We start from the raw sequence: 19678 nt of genomic DNA, 5'->3' as shown, positions 1-19678 counted from the left end.
TAGGCGTCAATTAGTAAACTATTGATACTTCACGGTTATACCCCACCCCCTCCGCCCCCGCATTGCGCGGGGGAGCCTGACGGGTGGCCGGTTTACCGGCCGGGCACCCGTAGGACAGCAGCGCTACCGCGCTTTTGGCGCGTTAGTTGATTCGTTCAGGAGTTCCCAAACTAATGAATCGCCCCGAAAAGTCTAACGTTCTACTGGAGCGACATCAGCCGCGAAGCCGATATCGTCGCGGCCGAGGCGCTCCAACAGTCGCAGTCAGGAGCGGGCCGGCGCCAGCGCGCGTGCTGGCAGCCAGGCTTGATCCAGCCAGCGCGCCGCCGGGCCGCTAACCCATTTCTCCAGCAATTTGGCCAGGGCAAAGCACAGCAAGATAGCGGGTGGGTAGACGAAGCAGGTCCAGCGCATATCCTTGCCCAGATAGCTGGCATACAGGCTGGTGGCGGTCAGCACGATAAACATATGGCTCAGATACAGCTCATAGCTAAGCCGCCCCATGCTGGCCAGCCAAGCAAGGCCGCGTGGTGCGGCGGCTTGCAGCCAGTGGGCGCTGAGTACCAGCAGGCAGGCAGACAGGCACAGCACCAGCATCGAGGCATCGTGCACCACCGCCCACAGCAGGTCGCCAAAGTAGTACACGTTGAAGAGCGCAATCGCGCCCAGCAGCGCCAGCATCCGCGCCATGGTGCGCGATGCCTGCCAACGCTGCGCCAATAGCGCAGCCAGCACGCCAAACGCAATGGCCGACATGCCGGGCAGATAGGCTTTTTCCTGCCAGATTTCATTGCCATCGAGCGCGGCATGGGTCCACGGTAGCGAAAATGCCAGTACCAGCAAGCCGGCAATCAAGGCCACACGCGGCAGCAAAAGGCATAGCAGCGGAAAGCCGAGATAGAACACCTCTTCGATCGACAGCGACCACAGCACATCCCAAGCGCCGGGCAGCCAGCCGGTCTGGCCCTCGTACCAGTTCAGGTGCAGGCCCAGAGCCGATAGCAATGCCCGGCCCAAGGTCTGGCCGTTTTCCGCCACCACATAGTCGCGCAACCCCAGGCCGTGCAGCACACTCAGCACCGCCAGCAGCAAGAGCAGCAGCGGCATGATCCGCCCGGCGCGCTGGCGATAGAAGCGGCGCCAATCAATCTGCCCCAGCTCGCCATGGCGTGCCAGCACCCGCCGGGTGATCAGAAAGCCCGACAGCACGAAGAATACGAACACCGACTCATAGCCATTGAAACTGATCGCATCGACCAGCCGTTTGGGCAGCTGCTCGCCCAGCAGGCTATGGCGCAACGGCAGACGGAATGGCAGGGCAAAGTGATGGATCAGCACCATCAGGATGGAAAAGCCACGCAGCAGGTCAATACCCTGATTGCGCGATGGATCGGGAAGGACTGCAGACATGCCGACGCTTTCGCATAAGAAAACGCCGACTGTATAACAAAGCAGTTGCCACGCGCCAAACGGCGCTAGTTCTGGCTTGGGCGATGGGACTGCGCTTGCCGTCGCGCTTCGTTCTCGATAATCGCGCGCAGCTGGCCCGATGCCGTCATTTGCCGGATGGCAAGATTGAAACGCTGCAAGGCAGCGCCTTGCTTCATCGATTTGGCAAACGCCAGATGCAGCGGGTCTTTCAGCAAGGGCACCGGCGAGACGGCAAATGCCTGGCGATGTGCCGTCAGCGCCGGCTCGCTGGCAAACACCTGCTCTATCGCTGCCAGACCACCATGAACAAAGGCTGCATCCAACCGGCCCGCCAGCAGCTTGCGCAAACGTCCTCGCAAGCTGGTATCACGCTCGACGGTGAACAGGCCGGCCGCAATGGCCGCATCCACCCGGTCGCCATAGCTGGCACCAATAATCCCGCCTATGGTTTTGCCGCGCAGATCGTCAAGATCGCGATACACCAGCGCATGGCGCTTGAGGCTGAGGATTTCGACATTGTCGTCGTAAAACGGCGCCGAATAGTCGAACACATCGCCACGCTCGGCATTGAAAGACAGGCCGACTATGCCACCCTGCCCTTGCAGTGCGGCCTCGTAGGCGCGGCGCCACGGGAAATACTGCAACTGGTATTGATCGCCCGACAGCTTTGATGCTGCCGCCATCACCGCCGGGATCACGCCCAGCATGCCGTTTGGCGAGGGCTGCACCAGGGGTGGCCAGCTTTCATCGGCGAACACGATCAAGCTCTCGGCACGGGCCAAGGGCAACAAGGTGGCCAGCATCAGCAATAAGCGCAACACCATGGCCGCCTCCCTGAGTCTGCAGCGCACTGCAACATCTATCGTTCCGCCTTGCGACAAGCACTGTGCAATCGCCGCACCGCAGCTGCTCATTGATATCTAGGGACGATATGCCGCAAACGACAGCCCGTCGCGACAAAAGTAGCAAATACCGGGCAACACCGCAGTCCGACCCGACACTGCCGAAAGCACGCTAGCGCCGCCACCATGGGCCCCATCGCCCGCTTTCAGTAAGCGGGCACTACACTGGCGCGCTTGACTTAGAGTGCACTCCAACTTTTAGGCTTGATTCCATGACCGGACCCCTATTGAGCATTGGCCAGCTGGCCGAACTGAGTGGTGTCAGCGCCCACACGCTGCGCTACTACGAACGGCTTGGCTTGCTGCAGGCAGCCGGACGCGCTGGCAATGGCCATCGCCGTTATCACGCGGCCGACCAGGCCTGGCTGGGCTTCGTGCTGCGCCTCAAGGCGATCGGCATGCCCTTGGCGCAAATCCGCCATTACGCGCAACTGCGTGAGGCGGGCGACGCCGCCCTGGCCGAGCGGCTGGCCTTGCTCGATTGCCATCGAGCCCGCTTGCAGGCGCATATCGCCGAGCTGAACGCCAATCTGGCGGTACTCGATGACAAGGTTCTGTTTTATCAACAACGGATCGCCGAAACGGCGAAGGATGCCCAGGATGGAACTCAAGCAACAAGCAGATAGCCGCTACCAGCGCGGTTGGGACAAATTGCGCGACATCGATGGCGAGGCGGGCGAGCGGGTGATTGCCGCCATGCAGGATATCGCGCCGGACTTTGCCAGGCTGCTGATCGAATTTCCGTTTGGCGACATTTACTCACGGCCACAGCTGGACCTGAAAAGCCGCGAGATCGCCACGGTGGCCGCGCTGACCGCGCTGGGCAATGCCACGCCACAACTGAAGGTACATCTGCACGCAGCGCTCAATGTCGGCTGCAGCAAGGAAGAAATCGTCGAGATTTTGATGCAGATGGCGGTGTATGCCGGATTTCCGGCGGCGCTCAATGGCCTCTTTGCTGCGAAGGAGGTGTTCGCGGAACGTGACTAGGAAAGCGCTGAATGAATCGAGTATTCAACCAGCGTCGCCGGTCCCGGGAAATACGGGGCCCTTGACCTTGAGCCGCGCAATCAATCGCTAGCCTCGCTCAAATCCAGGCAATCGACGACAAAGCGGATCTTGTTGAAATCATTGGTTTTGTCGAGAAAATGGCAGGCGCCTGCCGCCATGCATGCCTGCCGGTATTTTTCGCCCTCGTTATTGCTCATCACAATAAATACCACCTTGGGCAGTTGCGGATGGATGGCCTGCAGCACATTGATGCCGGTGCCGGATTTGAGATTGAGGTCGAGCAATACGCAGTCGGGGCGCTGCGCCAGGATGGCGGCGATCGCGTCGTCGGCGGTTTCCGCATAGCCGAGCAGCTCCACCCCCGGCATCTCGCCAAACATCTGGCCCAATAGCTCGCGGATCACCCGCGAGTCATCGACAATCAGCAAGCGGGCGCGGCGGCGATTCATCATGAAGCCAGCATGGCCTGCCAGTCAGCTGGCAGCCATGCCTTTCGTCGGGCAACGCAACGCTTGCCCCCTGCCGGCATGCGGACAAACCGACAATCGCGGCGCCTCACTGGATACCACCCAGTATCACCAGGCGCAGCTGCCGGCCCGCCTCCAGAGTCAGAACCGGCAGCAGGGTGTCGGTACTGCGTAGCTCCCGTATCGTATCGGGCAGGGGCGCTTTGTCATCATCACGGCCGAACAAACTGTCGCCGATTCCCAGCGTGGCGCGCGACACCGCTGTTTGCGCGCCGCGTACCAGAAAATTCTGTCGCGACTGGGCGCCAGCACCGAGCATCACCAAGTCTTTTGCCGGCTGGCTCCACATCAGCGCCCCCTTGCAGCCACTGCGTCCGTCCACATCAACCACATAGCCATGGATGCGCTTATTGAGTACCGGCTCGCCTTCGCCGTCAAAACAACGGATGCCGCTCAGGCGCACCAGAACGCGCTCGGCCGCCAGATTGCCATGGGCCTCGGCATCGACCACGCATTCGCTGGCCTTGCTGCCAGCGTCGCGCAGTCGTCGCGGCTCCTCGATACGCAGCAACAGCGGCGCCTGCGTCAGCACCGCATCAACGCCCACGCCCACCTCGGCACCAATCAGCACCCTGGCCGGTATCGCCCGCTCCCACTGCGGCGGTGGCGGCGGCAGAGCGGCCGGTGTCGCCGCCGGCTCCGCGGCATGGCAGGGCGATAGCAGGGTCAGGGCAACAAGCAGGGCACAACGATTCATCACAGGCTCCTTGACTGGAACCAGGCTCCGCCGACAAAACGTCAACAGAGCCTAGCTTTGCACCTCGATGTGGTACACCCCCCACGGGCACAGCGCAAAGCGCTCATTCAGCGGCTTGCCGGCAAAGTCGTCGAGCCGGTCGGCGTCATACACCGCCCACAGCGGCCCCAAGCCACCAAGCGGCAAGGGCTTGTCATCCAGATGAGTCGCCACGATAAAGCGGTAACGGGCGATATCGGCCAAGGTCGGCTTGACCGCATAACCATCGAGCGCGCGCAGCAACACAGTGGCCTGCGCACCGACACCCAGCTGCATCAGCACATCGAGCAACAGTGGCCCGCGCAGGCGGTGCGGCTTGCCATCGTATTCCAGCGTAGGCCGAATCGTGACGGCGCGCATGGCCGCAAGCGCTGCAAAGTCAAAGCCAAAGGCTTTGTCGAACGTTACGTGCTGCTTGGCCATCAGCTGATCGAGCGCAGGATCAAGCGCGGCGCGATTGCTGCGGCCAATGGCACCGCTGATGGTCAGCAATACCGGGCCGGCACCCGGCTTGGCAGTCTGGCCCACCGCCATCGCCGGTAGCGCAGCGCCGGCAGCACCAGCGAGCGAGGCAGTCATCAATTGGCGTCTATTCATGGTTTCTCCCGGTAAACAGCCATCTTTGTAGCGCAAATGCGGCACTTGGTGGCGCATTTCACCGGCACAGCCGCCATAGTGACCGGTTGCAGCGCCTCCCAATTGTTTGTTGGCTGCACGCCCAGCGCACCTGCGCGGCCGGCATTTTTTCTCTACACTGAAGCTTCGCACCAGCAAACCGGATGTTCACCATGCGCGTATTGATTGTTGCGGCGATCCGCCTGTTCGTAGTGGCCGCGATCGCCCTGCCCGGCCTTGCTGCCGACAAGCCCCGCGTCACCCTGTTAGTGAAATCATTGGCCAATGAGTTCTTCGTCACCATGGTCGAAGGCGCCAAAGCCCATGCTGCGGCCAATAGGGACAAATACAGCCTGAACGTACGCGGCGTGCCCTGGGAGAAAGATCTGGCCCTGCAAGCGCGGCAGCTCGATGAAGCGATCGCCGAGCGCCCTGCCGCGATTGTCATCGCGCCAATCAGCTCGACCGAGCTGAACCCGCAGCTGAAAAAAGCGGTTCAGGCCGGCATCATCGTGATCAATATCGATAACAAGCTGGATGATCGCAGCCTGGCGGGCCTGGAGCTGAACATCCCCTTTGTCGGCCCCAGCAACCGTGCTGGCGCGCGCATGGCAGGCGACTATGTCGGCAGCAAGCTGCGCAGTGGCGACGAAGTGGCGATTATTGAAGGCGCCAGCAATGCGGTGAATGGCCAGGCCAGAACGGCCGGCTTTCGCGAGGCGATGGACGCAGTCGGCGCCAAAGTGGTGCAAGTGCGCTCCGGCGAATGGGAGATCGCCCGCGGCGAGATAGTGGCCAGCGATATGCTCAAGGCCTACCCGAAACTACGTGCACTGCTGTGCGATAACGACAATATGGCCATTGGTGCCATCGAGGCACTACGCAAGGCAGGCAAGACTGGCCAGGTCCTGGTGGCCGGCTATGACAATATTCCGGCCGTCAAACCCTTGATCAAGAGTGGCGCACTTACCGCCACCATCGACCAGTTTGCCAGCAAGCAAGCCGAATTCGGCATCGAGTTGGCGCTGAAAGCCATCCAGGAAAAAACCGGCCAGGCAGCGCTGCCGGCGATTGTGCAGACCCAGGTGCAGCTCGTTACCCAATAGCGCTACTGGCGGCCTTTGCCTGGCTGGAGTGGCCGCCAGATCGCGCAGCGTCAGTCGATCAGCCCATCGAACAACTTGGTAGACAGATAGCGCTCGCCGAACGAGGGAATGATCACCACGATCACCTTGCCCTGGTTCTCTGGCCGCCGCGCCACTTCCAGCGCCGCCCAGACCGCCGCACCGGACGAAATCCCGGCCAGAATGCCTTCCTCGGTAGCCAGGCGCCGCGCAGTGGCGAAGGCATTGTCATTGCTGACCCGGATCACCTCATCGTAAATCTGCGTATTGAGCACACCGGGCACAAAGCCGGCGCCGATACCCTGGATAGGGTGCGGCCCCTTGACCCCGCCGCTGAGCACCGGGCTCGCCTCCGGCTCCACGGCAATCGCCTTGAACGAAGGCTTGCGCGCCTTGATCACTTCGGCGGTACCGGTAATGGTGCCGCCGGTGCCGACGCCGGATACCAGGATATCCACCAGTCCGTCGGTGTCCTGCCAGATTTCTTCGGCGGTGGTTTCGCGATGGATTTGCGGATTGGCCGGATTTTCGAACTGCTGCGGCATATACCAGCCGTTGGTTTCAGCCAGCTCACGCGCCCTGGCGATGGCACCACCCATGCCATCCGGGCCCGGCGTCAGCACCAGCTCGGCACCGTAACCGCGCAACAGGGCACGGCGCTCGCGCGACATGGTTTCCGGCATGGTCAACACGCAACGATAGCCGCGTGCCGCACACACCATGGCAAGGCCGATGCCGGTATTACCCGAAGTCGGCTCGACCACGGTATCGCCGGCCTTGAGCTTGCCGGCCGCTTCGGCGGCATCGATCATCGCCACCGCAATGCGATCCTTGACGCTATGCGAGGGGTTGAAGAATTCCAGCTTGGCAGCGATCAGCGCATCCAGGCCACTGGCCATCCGGTTCAGTTGAACCAGCGGCGTGTTGCCGATCAACTGGGTAATGTCTTGTGCAATACGCATGGTGTTCCTCCTGCTACAGCGTTGTGGCTACGGATAAGTTGCGTGATTTTAGGCCAGTGCGCCATCGCGCACCGCGAAAAACCGCGCCTTCCGGGAAATGCTTGGCACAAAATGCCCCACCAATTGGCCTATCAAGCTGATTTGCAAGGAAACTTTTCACAACCCTTTCCGCAACAATCGCAAACATACCCAAGGAAGCACTGAACAAATCCACTTACGCGCCAACAGCCCGGCTCCCCCGCGGAGGCGGGGCGGAGGGGGAGGAATAGAACAGCGAGGAGTCAAGCCCTTACCCTCTGCCGCTTAAGTCCCGGGTTTCCCGGGACCGGCGATGCGGGTTGAAAACTCGACTGCTTCAGCGCTTCTCCAAGCAGCGCTGGCCGGCTGCAGACGACCATCGCACACCTTGCACCCTGCCATTGCAGGCCCGGCTGCCTCGCGGCAAGAGCGGTCGACGTTACAATGGCGCCGGACTGATGAGCGACTGAATAAAGCGATGAAAATTTACACTGTTGGCGGCGCCGTTCGCGATGAGCTGCTGGGATTGCCGGTGCAAGACCGCGACTATGTGGTGGTAGGCTCCTCGCCCGAGGAAATGCTGGCTGCCGGATTCAAGCCAGTCGGCAAGGATTTTCCGGTATTCCTGCACCCACGTAGCCACGAGGAATATGCGCTGGCGCGTACCGAGCGCAAATCCGGCCATGGCTACAAGGGTTTTACCGTGTATGCGGCGCCCGATGTGAGCCTGGAAGAGGATCTGCTGCGCCGCGACCTCACCATCAATGCGATGGCAATGGACGAAGATGGCCAGCTGATCGACCCCTATGGCGGCCAGGACGATCTGGCGGCGCGCTGCCTGCGCCATGTCTCGCCGGCGTTTGCGGAAGACCCGGTACGCATCCTGCGCCTAGCCCGCTTTGCCGCCCGCTTCGGCTTTTCGGTGGCGCCTGACACGCAGGCTTTGATGCGCGAGATGGTGCAGCTGGGCGAAGTCGACCATCTGGTTGCCGAGCGGGTGTGGCAGGAATTGAGCCGTGGCCTGATGGAGGCGACACCGTCGCGCATGCTCACCGTGCTGCATACCTGCGGCGCGCTGGCGCGTCTGTTGCCCGAGGTGGCTGCCTTGTTCGATCAGGCAGCGCCCGCCCCAATCGATAGTGCAACGCTGGCCGCCATGCTTGATGCCATGGCCAGTACAGCCGCCCCGCTGGACAGCCGCTTTGCCGCCCTGTGCCTGCTGCTGAGCAAAGCAAGGCTGGCCCCGTTTGCCAGTAGCGAGGCAGGCCAGGTCATTGAAGCGCTGTGCGAGCGTTTGCGCGTACCGAATGACTGCCGCGAGCTGGGGCTACTGGCTTGCCGGGAGTGGCATGCCATAGAAACGGCCGCCGACGCCGAGTCCATTCTCGGCGTGCTGCAACGCTGCGATGCGCTACGCAAGCCAGCGCGCTTTATTCGCCTGCTCGCCGTATGCACCGGCGAACTCGCCGCCGAACGCGCACAACTCTTGCAACAGTGTCGCGACCGGGCAAGCCAGGTAGATGCTGGCGCCATCGCCGCCACGGTCTCCAACAAAGCCGATATCGCACAGGCAGTGAGACTGGCCAGGCTGGATGCCCTGCAAAGCCTGCTGCCCACAAAGCCTTACGGCTCGAGTGAGTCGGCAGGACAAACTCCCGCTTTGCCATGACGGGCCAGCTATTGGCGCCCGCCACCACTGCGCTGCACCAGCAGTGTCGTAAAGGCACATGGCCTGACTGGCCAGTCTGTTAAAATGGCGAGTTTGAATCGTCAGCCACGCCGCCACCTTGCCAATGCCTCTGTTCCGCCTTGCTCCCCTGCTAGTCTGCCTGTGCCTGAGCAGCTCCCTTTTTGCAGCAGACGCGGACGATGTTGCCGATCTGTTGCGCAAGCAACACCCCGACGATGCCTTGCAAGCCGCCGACCGTGCGCTGGCGAAGAATCCACGCGATGCGCGCCTGCGTTTGCTGCGCGGCAATGCGCTGGTGGCCCTGGGCCGGGTACCAGAGGCGATCCAGGCGTTCACCGCAATGACCACCGATTTTCCCAGCCTGCCCGAGCCGTATAACAATCTGGCAGCGCTGTACGCACAGCAGGGCCAGCTCGACAAAGCGCGCGCTGCGTTGCAAACCGCCATGCAGACCAATCGCAGTTACGCCACGGCCCAGGCCAATCTGGCCGATGTCTATGCACGGCTGGCAGCTCAGGCTTATGACAAAGCCTTGCAGCGCGATATTGTCGAACGCCAGAATGGCCAGACCGCGCCCAGCGTGACCAGCAATGCGCCCGCAAAACTGGCCCTGGTGCAGGATCTGAGCCCGGCCGCAACGGTGGCCCGGCCAACGACCAACGACAGCAAACCGCTGGTAGTCGCGCAAGCCAAGCCGGCCGATACGCGCCCGCCTGAAGTTAAGCCGCTACCCAAGCCCGCCGAGCCCAAACCGGTCGTACCGGTTGCGCAGCCGCAAAAGCCGGTAGAGACTGCCGCCGCCAGCAAACCCCAGCCCGCCGTCAACCCCAAACCCGACAACAGCGCAGCCAGCAAGCCAACGGTAGCGGCAAGCAAGCCCGCAGTGCCTGACAAAGCTCGCGATGCCGGCAAGGAAGCGGAAGAGCAGATCGACAAGGCCCTGCATGGCTGGGCCGAAGCCTGGTCCGCGAAAAAGGTGCCCGCCTATCTGGCGTTTTACAGCCGTGGCTTCAAACCTGCCGGCATGAGTCGCAATGAGTGGGAAAAGCAGCGGCGCGAGCGGATCGAGGCGGCGCGCAAGATCGAGGTCAAACTGTCCAATATCAAGATCAAGCTCGATGGCGAGCGCGCCACCGTCCATCTGGTGCAGCGTTACAAATCGGACAAGCTCGACACCTCGGCCGGCAAGACGCTATTGCTGGAGAAGGTTGGCGGTCGTTGGCTGATCTCGGAAGAGCGGGTAGGATAAATGCCGAACATCGACCAGCGCGTACTGGTGAGATCGACCGCAGCGGGTAAAGAGGGAATGCAGTGAACGATATGATGACGCTCGTCCATGCCAGCCAGCCTCGCGGCCGGCGTAGTTCCCGACTGCAGCGCGGCAGTGCCGGACAGGGTAACAAGCGATGATGTTTCGTTCCTGGCTGAAAATTGCCGCCTGCCTCACCGCCGGCCTCTATCTGGCGCCACCTGCCAATTCCATGCAATGGCTGCGTGGCAGTCATCCGGCACAGACTGCCGGCGATAGCGCGCCGGCTCTAGCTGCGCAAACCCGTCCGGAAGCGACCTTGGTGTCGGCCCTGACAGCAATACGGCAAAACCGGCTTGACGAGGCGAACCGGCTAGTCGACGGCCTGCTGCAAAGCCGCCCCAACTATCGGCTCGCCCATCTGCTCAAGGGCGATCTGCTGATGGCGCAAGCCCAGCCACTCGCCGGTATCGGCAATGCGCCGATCAAGGACGAGAAGCTGGAAGACCTGCGCCGCGAAGCCGGCGTGCGCATGGCACGCTATAGCGCTCCGCCGCCGACTGACCGCATTCCCGCCAACCTGATCCAGCTGACTGCCAACCAGAAATACGCGGTGGTGGTCGACGCCGGCCGCTCACGCATCTATCTGTACCGCAATGACAACGGTACGCCACGCTATGTGTTGGATTTCTACGCCACCATAGGCCGGCTCGGTTTCGACAAATCGCGCGAGGGTGACCAGCGTACGCCGCTGGGGGTTTACTTCGTTACCGGCCATATGCCGCGTGAACAGCTGGACAAGACCATGGGCGCACGTGCCGAATTGTTCGGCATCGGCGCCTGGCCGCTCAGCTACCCGAATGACTGGGACCGCCAGCAGGGCCGCACCGGCAGCGGCATCTGGCTGCATGGCGTGCCTTACGACACCTATAGCCGGGCGCCCAATGCCTCCAACGGCTGTGTGGCCATGACCAATGCCGACCTGGAAGCGCTGGGCAGCTATCTGGGCGCCGGCACGCCGGTTGTCATTACCCCGGCAGTGGAATGGATCAGTAACGAAGAATGGCAATCGCGCCGCAGCGCCGCCATGGCCGAACTGGAAAGCTGGCGCCGCGACTGGGAAAGCCTCGATACCCCGCGCTACCTCAATCACTACGGCGAATCGTTCCGGGTCGGCAATACCGATCTGCAAAGCTGGAAATCACAAAAGATCGCGGTGAATGCCGGCAAGCAATGGGCCAAGATCAAGCTGGAAGAAGTCAGCCTGTTCGCCTACCCGACGCGCAGCGGCAATATGCTGATGGCCAGTTTCCAGCAAGACTACCAAAGCAGCAATCTGTCCAATCGCATGCAAAAACGCCTGTATTTCGAGCAAGCCAGCAATAGCTGGAAGATCGTATTCGAGGGCGCTGCCGGCTAGGCGCTGCGCCGACACGGCAATAAAAAAGCCCGTCCTCGTGACGGGCTTTTTTTTGGTAGTGATCAGATCACCAAACCGCCATCTACCGACAACACGGCGCCATTCACATAGCTGGCATCATCGCTCGCCAGAAAGGTGTAGACGCTGGCGATTTCTTCCGGCTGCGCCAGGCGCCGCATCGGCACCTTTTCTTCCATCGCCTCGATCACCTTTTCCGGCATGTTCTTCAGGATGGGCGTGGCGACAAAACCCGGACACACCGCATTGCTGCGTATGCCCTTGCGGCCAAGCTCCTTGGCCCAGGTCTTGGTAAAGCCGATCACGCCGAATTTGGCGGCCGCATAATTGGTCTGACCGAAATTGCCGTACAGGCCCACCACGCTGGAGGCATTGAGGATCACACCCGAACCTTGCTCGATCATGGTATCGACCACCGCACGCGTGCAGTTGTAAACGCCCTTGAGGTTGATGTCGATCACCCGGTCGAACTGATCCTCGGTCATCTTGGTGATCTGCGCATCGGCCACAATGCCGGCATTGTTGACCAGCACATCGATACGACCCCACTTGGCTTTCACGCCGGCAACCATCTCGGCGATCTGCGCCTTGTCGGTCACATTGACCGTGTAGCCGACCGCCTCGGCACCGGCGGCAACCAGCTCACCCACCACCGGATCGATGCCGGCCTGGTTAAGGTCACACACCACCACCCGGGCGCCTTCCTTGCCAAAGCGCAAGGCCGTTGCGCGTCCAATGCCGCTGGCAGCGCCGGTCACAATGGCTACTTTGCCATTCAAACGCATGTTTTTCTCCCTGATAACCGCATCACGCTGCGGGGATGAATACCAATCGTCTTGCGACGCACAAGGAAACGCAGCACCCCTTTTTGAGGGGCGCTGCGTTTTGTCTGCTCCATGCTCTTTTTGGTATATATCCGGTTGAGCGGCCATTGCGGCGGCTCGTCGAGACGACAGTCACTGTCGGCTTGAACGCCCGGATTTAATGCACCGGGCGCACTGAATGTGTGCGCCATAGTAGTACAGGCAATTCAGAGCAACAACTCTATTTTTGAACTTTTTGTGATTGCGTACGTCACCGCGACAGCAATACAACACTTTTCGGGTAAACCCTTACTCAAGACCTTGGCTGGACAGATACTCCTCATAGCCGCCCATATAGTGCACGTAGGATCCATCGCCTTTCAATTCAAGCACTTGCGTAGCCAGCGACGATACAAACAAACGGTCGTGCGACACGAACACCAGGGTACCCTTGTATAGGTCGAGCGCCAGGTTCAAGGATTCGATCGATTCCATATCCATATGATTGGTCGGCTCATCCATCACCAGCACATTCGGCCGTTGCAGCAGCAATTTGCCGTACAGCATGCGGCCCTTTTCGCCACCGGACAGTACTTTCACCGACTTCTTCACATCGTCGCCGCTGAACAGCAGGCGGCCGAGAATGCCGCGGATGGTCTGATCGTCATCGCCCGGCTGGCTCCACTGCTTCATCCAGTCGAACAGGGTTTCATCCTTGGCAAAGTCTTCTTCGTGATCCTGGGCGAAGTAGCCGAGTTCGGCCTTGTCGGCCCACTTGATGCTGCCGTATTGCGGGGTCAGTTCAGCCATCAACAGCTTCATTAGCGTGGACTTGCCGACGCCATTGCCACCGATGATCGCCAGCTTCTGGCCGGCTTCGAAAATCAGGTTGAGGTTCTTCAGGATGGCCGGGCCGCCGTCATAGGCAAAGTTGACATCGGTAGCCTCAAACGCCTGGCGATGCAGCTTGAGCTTTTCGTCGAAATCGAAACGCACATAGGGGTTCTGCCGCGATGACGGCTTTACCTCGACCATGCCTTCCTTGATCTTGTCAGCAAGCTTGAGGCGTGAAGTCGCCTGGCGCGCCTTGGACTTATTGGCCGAGAAACGCTGGGCAAACACCTGCAGCTCGGCAATGCGCTCCTTGGCCTTGGCATTGGCGCCAAGTGCACGTTCGCGCGCCTGGGTGCTGGCCAGCATGTAGTCATCGTAATTGCCTGGATAGACCTGGATGGTGTTGTAGTCGAGGTCGGCCATATGGGTGCAGACCTGGTTCAGGAAGTGCCGGTCATGCGAGATGATGATCATGGTCGAGTTGCGCTCGTTCAGCGTCTCTTCCAGCCAGCGGATGGTATTGATATCGAGGTTATTGGTCGGCTCATCCAGCAGCAGCACATCAGGGTTGCTGAACAGCGCCTGCGCGAGCAATACCCGCAGCTTCCAGCCCGGCGCCACCTCGGACATCGGCCCGGTGTGCTGCTCGAGCGGAATGCCGATGCCCAGCAATAGCGCGCCGGCGCGGGCTTCGGCGGTATAGCCGTCATACTCGGCCACTTTGCCTTCCAGCTCGGCGGCGTGCATATAGTCGTCTTCGGTCGCCTCCGGGTTGGCATAGATCGCATCGCGCTCGTGGATAGCCGCCCACAGCTCGGTGTGACCCTGCATCACCACATCGATCACCCGCTGGTCTTCATAGCCGAACTGGTCCTGGCGCAATTTACCGAGGCGCACGCCCGGGTCGAGCGACACATTGCCGGCAGTCGGCTCCAGATCGCCGCCAAGGATCTTCATAAAGGTCGATTTGCCCGAACCATTCGCGCCGATCAAGCCATAGCGATTGCCTTCGCCGAACTTGACCGAAACGTTTTCAAACAAGGGCTTGGCGCCAAACTGGATGGTGATATTGGACGTGGTGATCACGCTTAACTCCTCGACACGCAACTCGGACTACTGTCGCGTATTGGTATGGATGTACAAAAATTGAGCTGCCGACATGGCGCAGCGCGGCAAAATTGCGTAATTTTACCACATCACCCTCTTCCTCCCGTTCGGCAAGGCTCGGGAAAAAATCACCCCATGTTTGATTTCAAAGGCTTGATCGACATTTTGCTGCGTCGCGCCCGCGATGAGCAGTACAGCGGCCCTTCGGCCACCCATCTGATGTCGTATCTGCCGCGCAGCGATACGCTGATTGCCCTCACCGAAATCGTCAAAGCCGTTGCCGCGCTGAATCGCGACCCGAAGATTGCACTGCGCGAACGCTATCGCGCCGTGCTGGACTTCGATGAAAAGGCACGACCGCTGATCGATACCCTGGTTGCCATCTACCGAGGCCGCGACCATATCGACGGCATGAGTCCGCGCCAGGTGCTGCCCAGCCTGCTGGCCTGCTGGCAGGAGCTGGCCGCCGCCTACAAGGTCTGCCTGAAGCAACACGCCCAGCGACCATCGAGCCGCTTTGCCGAACATGCCGAGCTGGTTACCCTGCGCGCCGTTGGCTACTACATCCAGCAGGCCAAATGGGCCTATATCCGCTATTTCGACACCGATACCAAGGTGTGGCGCAATCTGAACCGTCTGTACCAGATTGCCGATTCGGCCGGTTTTGTCGGCAAACCCATCGTGCGCTATCCGGGCGAGGCGGCAAGCAGTATCGCCGATCACTATTTGCGTGCAGCCTTGCTGCGCCTGGCCGAGCCTGATCGCCGCCGCCCTGAGGATGTGTGGCGTATCGACGATTGGCTGCTGGCCCTACACAACCACGTAAAGGTCGACCGGGTGTTTCGCGCGCGCGAGCAAAGCTTTGCCATCAATCTCGATGACGCCCGCCCGCCGATGAAGCTGCGCCGCAATATGGTCGGCGAGCGCTACCGCTATCTGTCCACCGAAGGCCTGTCGCACTATCTGCGCGAACTGGCCCAAGCTGCCAGCCATGGGACAATGCCGGCCTTTGTCGGCCCGATCGACAAGGCAGATCACTCGCTGATCGCGCACTTGCTGGCCGACCTTGCCCTGGTATTCTCGCGCGCCGGCCAGGAACGTACCCGGCGCAGCGAGCGCAAAGCCAGCCCGCGCGATGTCGACGCCGCGCCGGGTCTTGGTCTGGCTATCTCGCTGCTGCGCGCCGAGCGCGGCGATTGGCTGAACTGGTCGCTGCTCGATGAAAGCGTGAATGGCATGGGCGCCCATTACAAGGCCAGCTATGACGATCGCCTGCAGGTTGGCGAAATCATTGCCCTGCGCGAGCAGGATGGCCAGACCTGCCTGAGCGTGGTGCGCCGGCTGAGCAAATCGCGCGACAACCTGGTTCGGGTAGGTGCCGAGCGCCTGTGCGCCCAACCGGTGCCAGTCAGTCTCGACGACGCCGGCGGCAGCCGACCTGCGCTGTTCTGCCAGGATGCCGGCCATGGCGAACGCGCCCTGCTGCTGTCGCGCCACGACTGGCAACTGCAGGCCGAATTTACCCTGGCGGCCACCAGCAAGCGCTATCAGATACGCCTGGGCAATCTACTGGAAGAAATGCCCGACTATGTACTGTGCGCGTTTTCGGTAATCGCCCGTCAGGGCCAGCCCGCATAAGCGCAAGGCGGCGATGGGCCAAGTGCTTGATCGCCCGGCCACCCACCGCCGGGCATGGAGCATGCACACTGACGCGACACGGCCCAGACACAGGCAAGCGCTCATGCCGGGGCAGGCCACACCCTTACCTGGTTGCGCCCACCATGTTTGGCGTCATACAAGGCGGTATCAGCCTGCGATAGAACAGTTTCGATGCTTAGCCCCGCCTGCCAGCCGGCCACCCCCAAGCTGGCACTGAGCGGAATGGGCCCGGCGGGGCTGACCACGCGCAGCACGCTGATCGCCCGGCGCAGGCGTTCGGCCACGCGAGCAGCCTGCGCCAGATCGGTATCAGGCAGCAGGGCGACAAACTCCTCTCCACCAAAGCGGCTCAGCACATCGACTTCGCGCAGTTCCGCCTTCATGCATTCGGCCAGTTGCCGGATGGCCTCGTCGCCAGCTTGGTGACCATGGCTGTCGTTGATGCGCTTGAAGTGATCGATATCGAGAATCAGGATGGACAGCGGCGCCGCCAGGCGCTCCACCCGCCGCAATTCGATGGCAGCACGCTCGAAGAAAGCGCGCCGGTTCAACAGGCCAGTCATGCTGTCGGTATTGGCAAGCAGCTCCAGCCTTGCCACCAGCTGGTGCCGCTCCCCCAGTGCACTGAGCAAATGACGATTGGTGACATTGAGCATTTCGGTACGCTGGGCCACTTCGGCTTCCAGGCCTTCATTGAGCCGGCGCAGCTTGGCCTGCTCTGCCGCCAGCGTATCCACCAGATGACGCAGCGATCGCGCCAGGGTGGCCGCCTCGTGGTAGCCATCCATCGGCATGGCCGCGTCGACCTGTCCGAGGCGGATACGGTCAGCGGCGTGCGACAAGCCCACCAAGGGGGCGGCCAGCCGTCCGGCCAGCCAGCGTCCGAACAGGGCCACCAGCAGCATCATGCCGGCCCCGATGGCCGCAATCAGCCATTGCAGCTGTCGCACCGGCAGATAGGCTATAGCGGCCGGCTGGCGCACCAGCACCATCCAGCCAGGGCCAGCGAAATCGCCATAGCCGCGGGTAGGCAGCGCACTGGTCAGGTAATCGCGCCCGTCCGGCCACACCAGCCGCTGCGGCCGGCCCTGCTCCACCAGCGTCGCCAATATTGCAGCCGCCGGCAGGGATGGCACCGGTTTGTTGGCCAGCAGTACGCGGCCATCGCGCGCCAGGATGAATACCGCCATTCCCTGCTGGCGTCGCTCATCCGAAAACACCGCCTGTTCAATCGCAGTTACCCATTGCCATGACAACTGGGCAGCCAGCACCCCGCGCAAATGACCGTCGATGGCATAGACCGGGCTGGCGATGGCAATCCATGGCCCCTCGCCGCGCCCCGCAGCGAGTGGGGCCGTTGCCGGCATGGCGCCGATATGGGCGCCATTGTGCGCCTCCTTGAACCAGTCGCTCGCCGCCATGCTGCTGCCTTCCAGGCGGCCATCGGTGGCCACCTCGACCAGGCCGGCCCGGTCGGCCAGCCCTAGCCAGACGATCTCGGCATAGCTGCGCCAGAGTTTTTCCAGCACATAGCGGTTGTCACGTGCATCGCTGGCCGGATCACGCAGCTGCCCGAGGGTGGCCAGTACTTCGATTTCACGCAGGCGCTGATACAGGCCGATATCGAGCCGCGCGCGCATATGGTCGGCCAGTTCATGCTGCGCATTGGCGACCTCCTGGCGCAGGGTCTCCGATGCCAGCTGCCCCAGCGCCAGCGTCATCACCACCCCCATCAGCAGGGAGACCAGGACTATGGACAGAGTCAGCAGGCGACCCAGGGTGAGGCGCGACATCCAGCGCTGCCCTGCCATCAGCCGCCCTCTTCACCAAGCAAGGCAATCAGCTCGGCAGGTGGAGGCAGGCAAAATGCGATGCTGGCGCCCTCGCCGGGCTGACTTTCCATGCGGATGCTGCCATGGTGACGCATGATGATGCGCTGCGCGATCGCCAGCCCCAAGCCGGCCGGCGCCACGCCCTTGCCGCCCTTGGGTGGCGTGAACAGGAGCTCGATGGCGGCGGGATCAAAACCGGCACCATTGTCTCGCACCACGATTTCGCGCTGGCCATTGCGCTGCTGCTCGAACAATTCGATGCAGGGGTTTCGGGTCAGCTCGGTCAGTTTCCAGGCATTGCGCAGCAGGCAGTCAAGCAAGATGCGCATCAAGCCCGGATCGGCGTGCACCACCAGTTCGGCCGGGCAGGAAAACTGCAGGGCCGGACGCGGTGATTGCGCCTGCAAATCGGCCATCGCTCCTTTTGCCGCCAGGCTCAGATCAGTCTTGCCGACATTGAGCGCGCGCAGCGAGATCTTCGACAGGCTGACCAGATCATCAAGCAGGCGCGCCATACGGTCCGATGCCGCCAGCGCCCTTGTCAGGTAGTCTTGCCCGGCCGCATCGAGGCGATCGGCATAGTCGTCCTGCAAGATCTCGGCAAACCCCCGGACCGCGCGCAATGGTATGCCCAGATCGTGCGACACCGTGTAGGTGAACGCCTCCAGCTCGCACATGGTGCGCTTGAGATCGGCGGTGCGCGCCGCCACCCTGGCCTCCAGCTCCTGATTGAGGCGCCGCACCTCCTCTTCGCGCCGCAAGCGCTCCAGCTCGGCGCCGGTGCGGCCGGCATACAGTGTCAGCAGCTGCGACAAGGTTTCGAGATCGTCACCGCGCTTGTCGTCAATGATGCCCAGTATGCCGATAGGCCGACCATCCGCCGACTTGAGCCGCGCCGCCACATAGGCGCGAGCATCGAGGTCGGACAGCAGGCGGTTGGCAGGAAATGCCTTCTGCACTTCGTCGGCATACAGCGAGCTGCCATAGCGTATGGCCTCGGCGCACGGCGTACCCGCCAGCGGGTACGCCAGCCCGGACAGCAACTCGCCATTGCACACATAGGCGATCATGCGTGCCTCGTCCGGCGCCTCGATCGGCGTCAACTCGGCGACGAAGGCCACTTTGACCGCCAGTGCCTCGCCCAGCGAGCGCACCAGTGCATCGAAGTAGTCCTGCCCTACCCGGTCGGTTACCGCTTGCTGTATCGCCAGCGACATCAGCCGGGCGCCATGGGCAGCCGTGATGTCCTGATTGGTGCCGGCCATGCGGATGGCCTGGCCGTCGGCAGCGCGTTCCACCCAGCCATTGGCCTTGATATAGCGCCACTGCCCATTGGCGGCCCGCGCCCGGAAAATCGTGTCATAGGGCAGCTCGCCCTTGAGCGCGGCGATGACATCCTTGCGCACCCGCAGCAAGTCTTCCGGATGCAGGGTGTGCAGCCATGGGCCGACCCGCTTGTCGAAATCCACCTCATCCAGGCCATACACCTTGAACATGGTGCGATTCCACAGCACCCGGCCCGATGCGATATCCCAGACAAATACGCCGATGCCGCCCGAATCGGCAGCGCGCAACAGGGTGTCGGCAATCTCGCCAGGGTCATCAAGCGCCTCGGCGGCCAGAATCGGCAACGCAGCAAAATAGTCGAAGTCCAGCATGGCAGCCTTCCAACTGAAGTGACTTCAGTCTAGGCGCTGTTGGCGTTTTGTCAGCCAGCCATCGCAGTTGCAGCCAACAAGC

17 protein-coding genes are annotated in these 19678 nt (G+C 61.9%); 7 read left to right on the top strand and 10 right to left on the bottom strand.

Annotated elements, in window-relative coordinates; translation table 11 throughout:
* Nucleotides 1–264: 264 nt before the first annotated feature.
* Nucleotides 265–1410 (bottom strand): acyltransferase family protein, encoded by a 1146-nt coding sequence (locus ACE3OH_RS07300; protein ID WP_374350178.1) that lies wholly within the window; start codon nucleotides 1408–1410, stop codon nucleotides 265–267.
* Between the two features lie 65 nt (nucleotides 1411–1475).
* Nucleotides 1476–2255, bottom strand: coding sequence for a substrate-binding periplasmic protein (locus tag ACE3OH_RS07295; protein ID WP_374350175.1), 780 nt, complete (start codon nucleotides 2253–2255; stop codon nucleotides 1476–1478).
* Nucleotides 2256–2545: 290 nt separating this feature from the next.
* Between ACE3OH_RS07295 and ACE3OH_RS07290 the strand changes: the two genes are divergently transcribed.
* Together ACE3OH_RS07290 and ACE3OH_RS07285 are read left to right on the top strand one after the other, a co-directional pair.
* Nucleotides 2546–2959, top strand: a complete 414-nt coding sequence (locus tag ACE3OH_RS07290) for a MerR family transcriptional regulator (RefSeq protein ID WP_374350173.1) — start codon at nucleotides 2546–2548, stop codon at nucleotides 2957–2959.
* A complete protein-coding gene (locus ACE3OH_RS07285; RefSeq protein ID WP_374350170.1) occupies nucleotides 2934–3323 on the top strand; it encodes a carboxymuconolactone decarboxylase family protein in 390 nt (129 codons plus the stop codon). The genes ACE3OH_RS07290 and ACE3OH_RS07285 overlap by 26 nt, the downstream gene beginning before the upstream one ends.
* An 80-nt stretch (nucleotides 3324–3403) precedes the next feature.
* On the opposite strand, the gene ACE3OH_RS07280 is transcribed toward ACE3OH_RS07285, so the two are convergent.
* The 3 genes from ACE3OH_RS07280 to ACE3OH_RS07270 all read right to left on the bottom strand — a co-directional run bounded on the left by ACE3OH_RS07280 (nucleotide 3404) and on the right by ACE3OH_RS07270 (nucleotide 5204).
* Nucleotides 3404–3796 carry a response regulator gene (locus tag ACE3OH_RS07280; RefSeq protein WP_374350167.1) on the bottom strand — a complete coding sequence of 131 codons (393 nt, stop codon included), beginning with the start codon at nucleotides 3794–3796 and terminating at the stop codon, nucleotides 3404–3406.
* A gap of 103 nt (nucleotides 3797–3899) precedes the next feature.
* Complete coding sequence (locus ACE3OH_RS07275; RefSeq protein ID WP_374350165.1) at nucleotides 3900–4568, bottom strand: hypothetical protein; 669 nt, start codon at nucleotides 4566–4568, stop codon at nucleotides 3900–3902.
* A 51-nt stretch (nucleotides 4569–4619) separates the two neighbouring features.
* Nucleotides 4620–5204, bottom strand: coding sequence for a hypothetical protein (locus tag ACE3OH_RS07270; protein ID WP_374350162.1), 585 nt, complete (start codon nucleotides 5202–5204; stop codon nucleotides 4620–4622).
* A 191-nt stretch (nucleotides 5205–5395) separates the two neighbouring features.
* On the opposite strand from ACE3OH_RS07270, the gene ACE3OH_RS07265 reads away from it, so the two are divergent.
* Nucleotides 5396–6328, top strand: a complete 933-nt coding sequence (locus ACE3OH_RS07265) for a substrate-binding domain-containing protein (RefSeq protein WP_374350159.1) — start codon at nucleotides 5396–5398, stop codon at nucleotides 6326–6328.
* A gap of 50 nt (nucleotides 6329–6378) precedes the next feature.
* On the opposite strand, the gene cysK is transcribed toward ACE3OH_RS07265, so the two are convergent.
* Nucleotides 6379–7308, bottom strand: a complete 930-nt coding sequence (cysK, locus tag ACE3OH_RS07260; RefSeq protein WP_374350157.1) for a cysteine synthase A — start codon at nucleotides 7306–7308, stop codon at nucleotides 6379–6381.
* Nucleotides 7309–7804: 496 nt separating this feature from the next.
* Here cysK and ACE3OH_RS07255 point away from each other — a divergent pair, with 496 nt between their 5' ends.
* The 3 genes from ACE3OH_RS07255 to ACE3OH_RS07245 all read left to right on the top strand — a co-directional run bounded on the left by ACE3OH_RS07255 (nucleotide 7805) and on the right by ACE3OH_RS07245 (nucleotide 11685).
* Nucleotides 7805–8995 carry a multifunctional CCA addition/repair protein gene (locus ACE3OH_RS07255; protein WP_374350154.1) on the top strand — a complete coding sequence of 397 codons (1191 nt, stop codon included), beginning with the start codon at nucleotides 7805–7807 and terminating at the stop codon, nucleotides 8993–8995.
* Between the two features lie 214 nt (nucleotides 8996–9209).
* Nucleotides 9210–10265, top strand: a complete 1056-nt coding sequence (locus ACE3OH_RS07250; RefSeq protein WP_374350151.1) for a tetratricopeptide repeat protein — start codon at nucleotides 9210–9212, stop codon at nucleotides 10263–10265.
* Nucleotides 10266–10422: 157 nt separating this feature from the next.
* Nucleotides 10423–11685, top strand: a complete 1263-nt coding sequence (locus ACE3OH_RS07245; protein ID WP_374350149.1) for a L,D-transpeptidase family protein — start codon at nucleotides 10423–10425, stop codon at nucleotides 11683–11685.
* Nucleotides 11686–11747: 62 nt separating this feature from the next.
* On the opposite strand, the gene fabG is transcribed toward ACE3OH_RS07245, so the two are convergent.
* Entirely contained in the window at nucleotides 11748–12488 is a 741-nt protein-coding gene (fabG, locus tag ACE3OH_RS07240; protein ID WP_374350146.1) for a 3-oxoacyl-ACP reductase FabG, read from the bottom strand.
* A gap of 327 nt (nucleotides 12489–12815) precedes the next feature.
* Nucleotides 12816–14426 (bottom strand): ABC-F family ATPase, encoded by a 1611-nt coding sequence (locus ACE3OH_RS07235; RefSeq protein ID WP_374350143.1) that lies wholly within the window; start codon nucleotides 14424–14426, stop codon nucleotides 12816–12818.
* 156 nt (nucleotides 14427–14582) lie between these two features.
* Here ACE3OH_RS07235 and ACE3OH_RS07230 point away from each other — a divergent pair, with 156 nt between their 5' ends.
* On the top strand, nucleotides 14583–16085 hold the full coding sequence (locus ACE3OH_RS07230; protein ID WP_374350139.1) for a hypothetical protein: 1503 nt from the start codon (nucleotides 14583–14585) through the stop codon (nucleotides 16083–16085).
* A gap of 101 nt (nucleotides 16086–16186) precedes the next feature.
* On the opposite strand, the gene ACE3OH_RS07225 is transcribed toward ACE3OH_RS07230, so the two are convergent.
* Nucleotides 16187–17899, bottom strand: coding sequence for a diguanylate cyclase (locus tag ACE3OH_RS07225; RefSeq protein WP_374350135.1), 1713 nt, complete (start codon nucleotides 17897–17899; stop codon nucleotides 16187–16189).
* A gap of 17 nt (nucleotides 17900–17916) precedes the next feature.
* Nucleotides 17917–19596 carry a PAS domain-containing protein gene (locus tag ACE3OH_RS07220; protein ID WP_374350132.1) on the bottom strand — a complete coding sequence of 560 codons (1680 nt, stop codon included), beginning with the start codon at nucleotides 19594–19596 and terminating at the stop codon, nucleotides 17917–17919.
* Between the last annotated feature and the right edge of the window lie 82 nt (nucleotides 19597–19678).

Source organism: Chitinimonas sp., assembly GCF_041904975.1.
Classification (GTDB): Bacteria; Pseudomonadota; Gammaproteobacteria; order Burkholderiales; family Chitinimonadaceae; genus Chitinimonas.
This window is presented reverse-complemented; position numbering and strand designations above follow the sequence as displayed.

Bases quoted from the DNA above. Each gene is read 5' to 3' on its own strand.
- ACE3OH_RS07255 (WP_374350154.1), top strand. From the start codon at position 7,805: ATGAAAATTTACACTGTTGGCGGCGCCGTTCGCGATGAGCTGCTGGGA.
- ACE3OH_RS07275 (WP_374350165.1), bottom strand. From the start codon at position 4,568: ATGAATCGTTGTGCCCTGCTTGTTGCCCTGACCCTGCTATCGCCCTGC.
- fabG (WP_374350146.1), bottom strand. From the start codon at position 12,488: ATGCGTTTGAATGGCAAAGTAGCCATTGTGACCGGCGCTGCCAGCGGC.
- ACE3OH_RS07230 (WP_374350139.1), top strand. From the start codon at position 14,583: ATGTTTGATTTCAAAGGCTTGATCGACATTTTGCTGCGTCGCGCCCGC.
- ACE3OH_RS07295 (WP_374350175.1), bottom strand. From the start codon at position 2,255: ATGGTGTTGCGCTTATTGCTGATGCTGGCCACCTTGTTGCCCTTGGCC.
- ACE3OH_RS07280 (WP_374350167.1), bottom strand. From the start codon at position 3,796: ATGATGAATCGCCGCCGCGCCCGCTTGCTGATTGTCGATGACTCGCGG.
- ACE3OH_RS07270 (WP_374350162.1), bottom strand. From the start codon at position 5,204: ATGAATAGACGCCAATTGATGACTGCCTCGCTCGCTGGTGCTGCCGGC.
- cysK (WP_374350157.1), bottom strand. From the start codon at position 7,308: ATGCGTATTGCACAAGACATTACCCAGTTGATCGGCAACACGCCGCTG.
- ACE3OH_RS07245 (WP_374350149.1), top strand. From the start codon at position 10,423: ATGATGTTTCGTTCCTGGCTGAAAATTGCCGCCTGCCTCACCGCCGGC.
- ACE3OH_RS07220 (WP_374350132.1), bottom strand. From the start codon at position 19,596: ATGCTGGACTTCGACTATTTTGCTGCGTTGCCGATTCTGGCCGCCGAG.
- ACE3OH_RS07225 (WP_374350135.1), bottom strand. From the start codon at position 17,899: ATGTCGCGCCTCACCCTGGGTCGCCTGCTGACTCTGTCCATAGTCCTG.
- ACE3OH_RS07300 (WP_374350178.1), bottom strand. From the start codon at position 1,410: ATGTCTGCAGTCCTTCCCGATCCATCGCGCAATCAGGGTATTGACCTG.
- ACE3OH_RS07290 (WP_374350173.1), top strand. From the start codon at position 2,546: ATGACCGGACCCCTATTGAGCATTGGCCAGCTGGCCGAACTGAGTGGT.
- ACE3OH_RS07285 (WP_374350170.1), top strand. From the start codon at position 2,934: ATGGAACTCAAGCAACAAGCAGATAGCCGCTACCAGCGCGGTTGGGAC.
- ACE3OH_RS07265 (WP_374350159.1), top strand. From the start codon at position 5,396: ATGCGCGTATTGATTGTTGCGGCGATCCGCCTGTTCGTAGTGGCCGCG.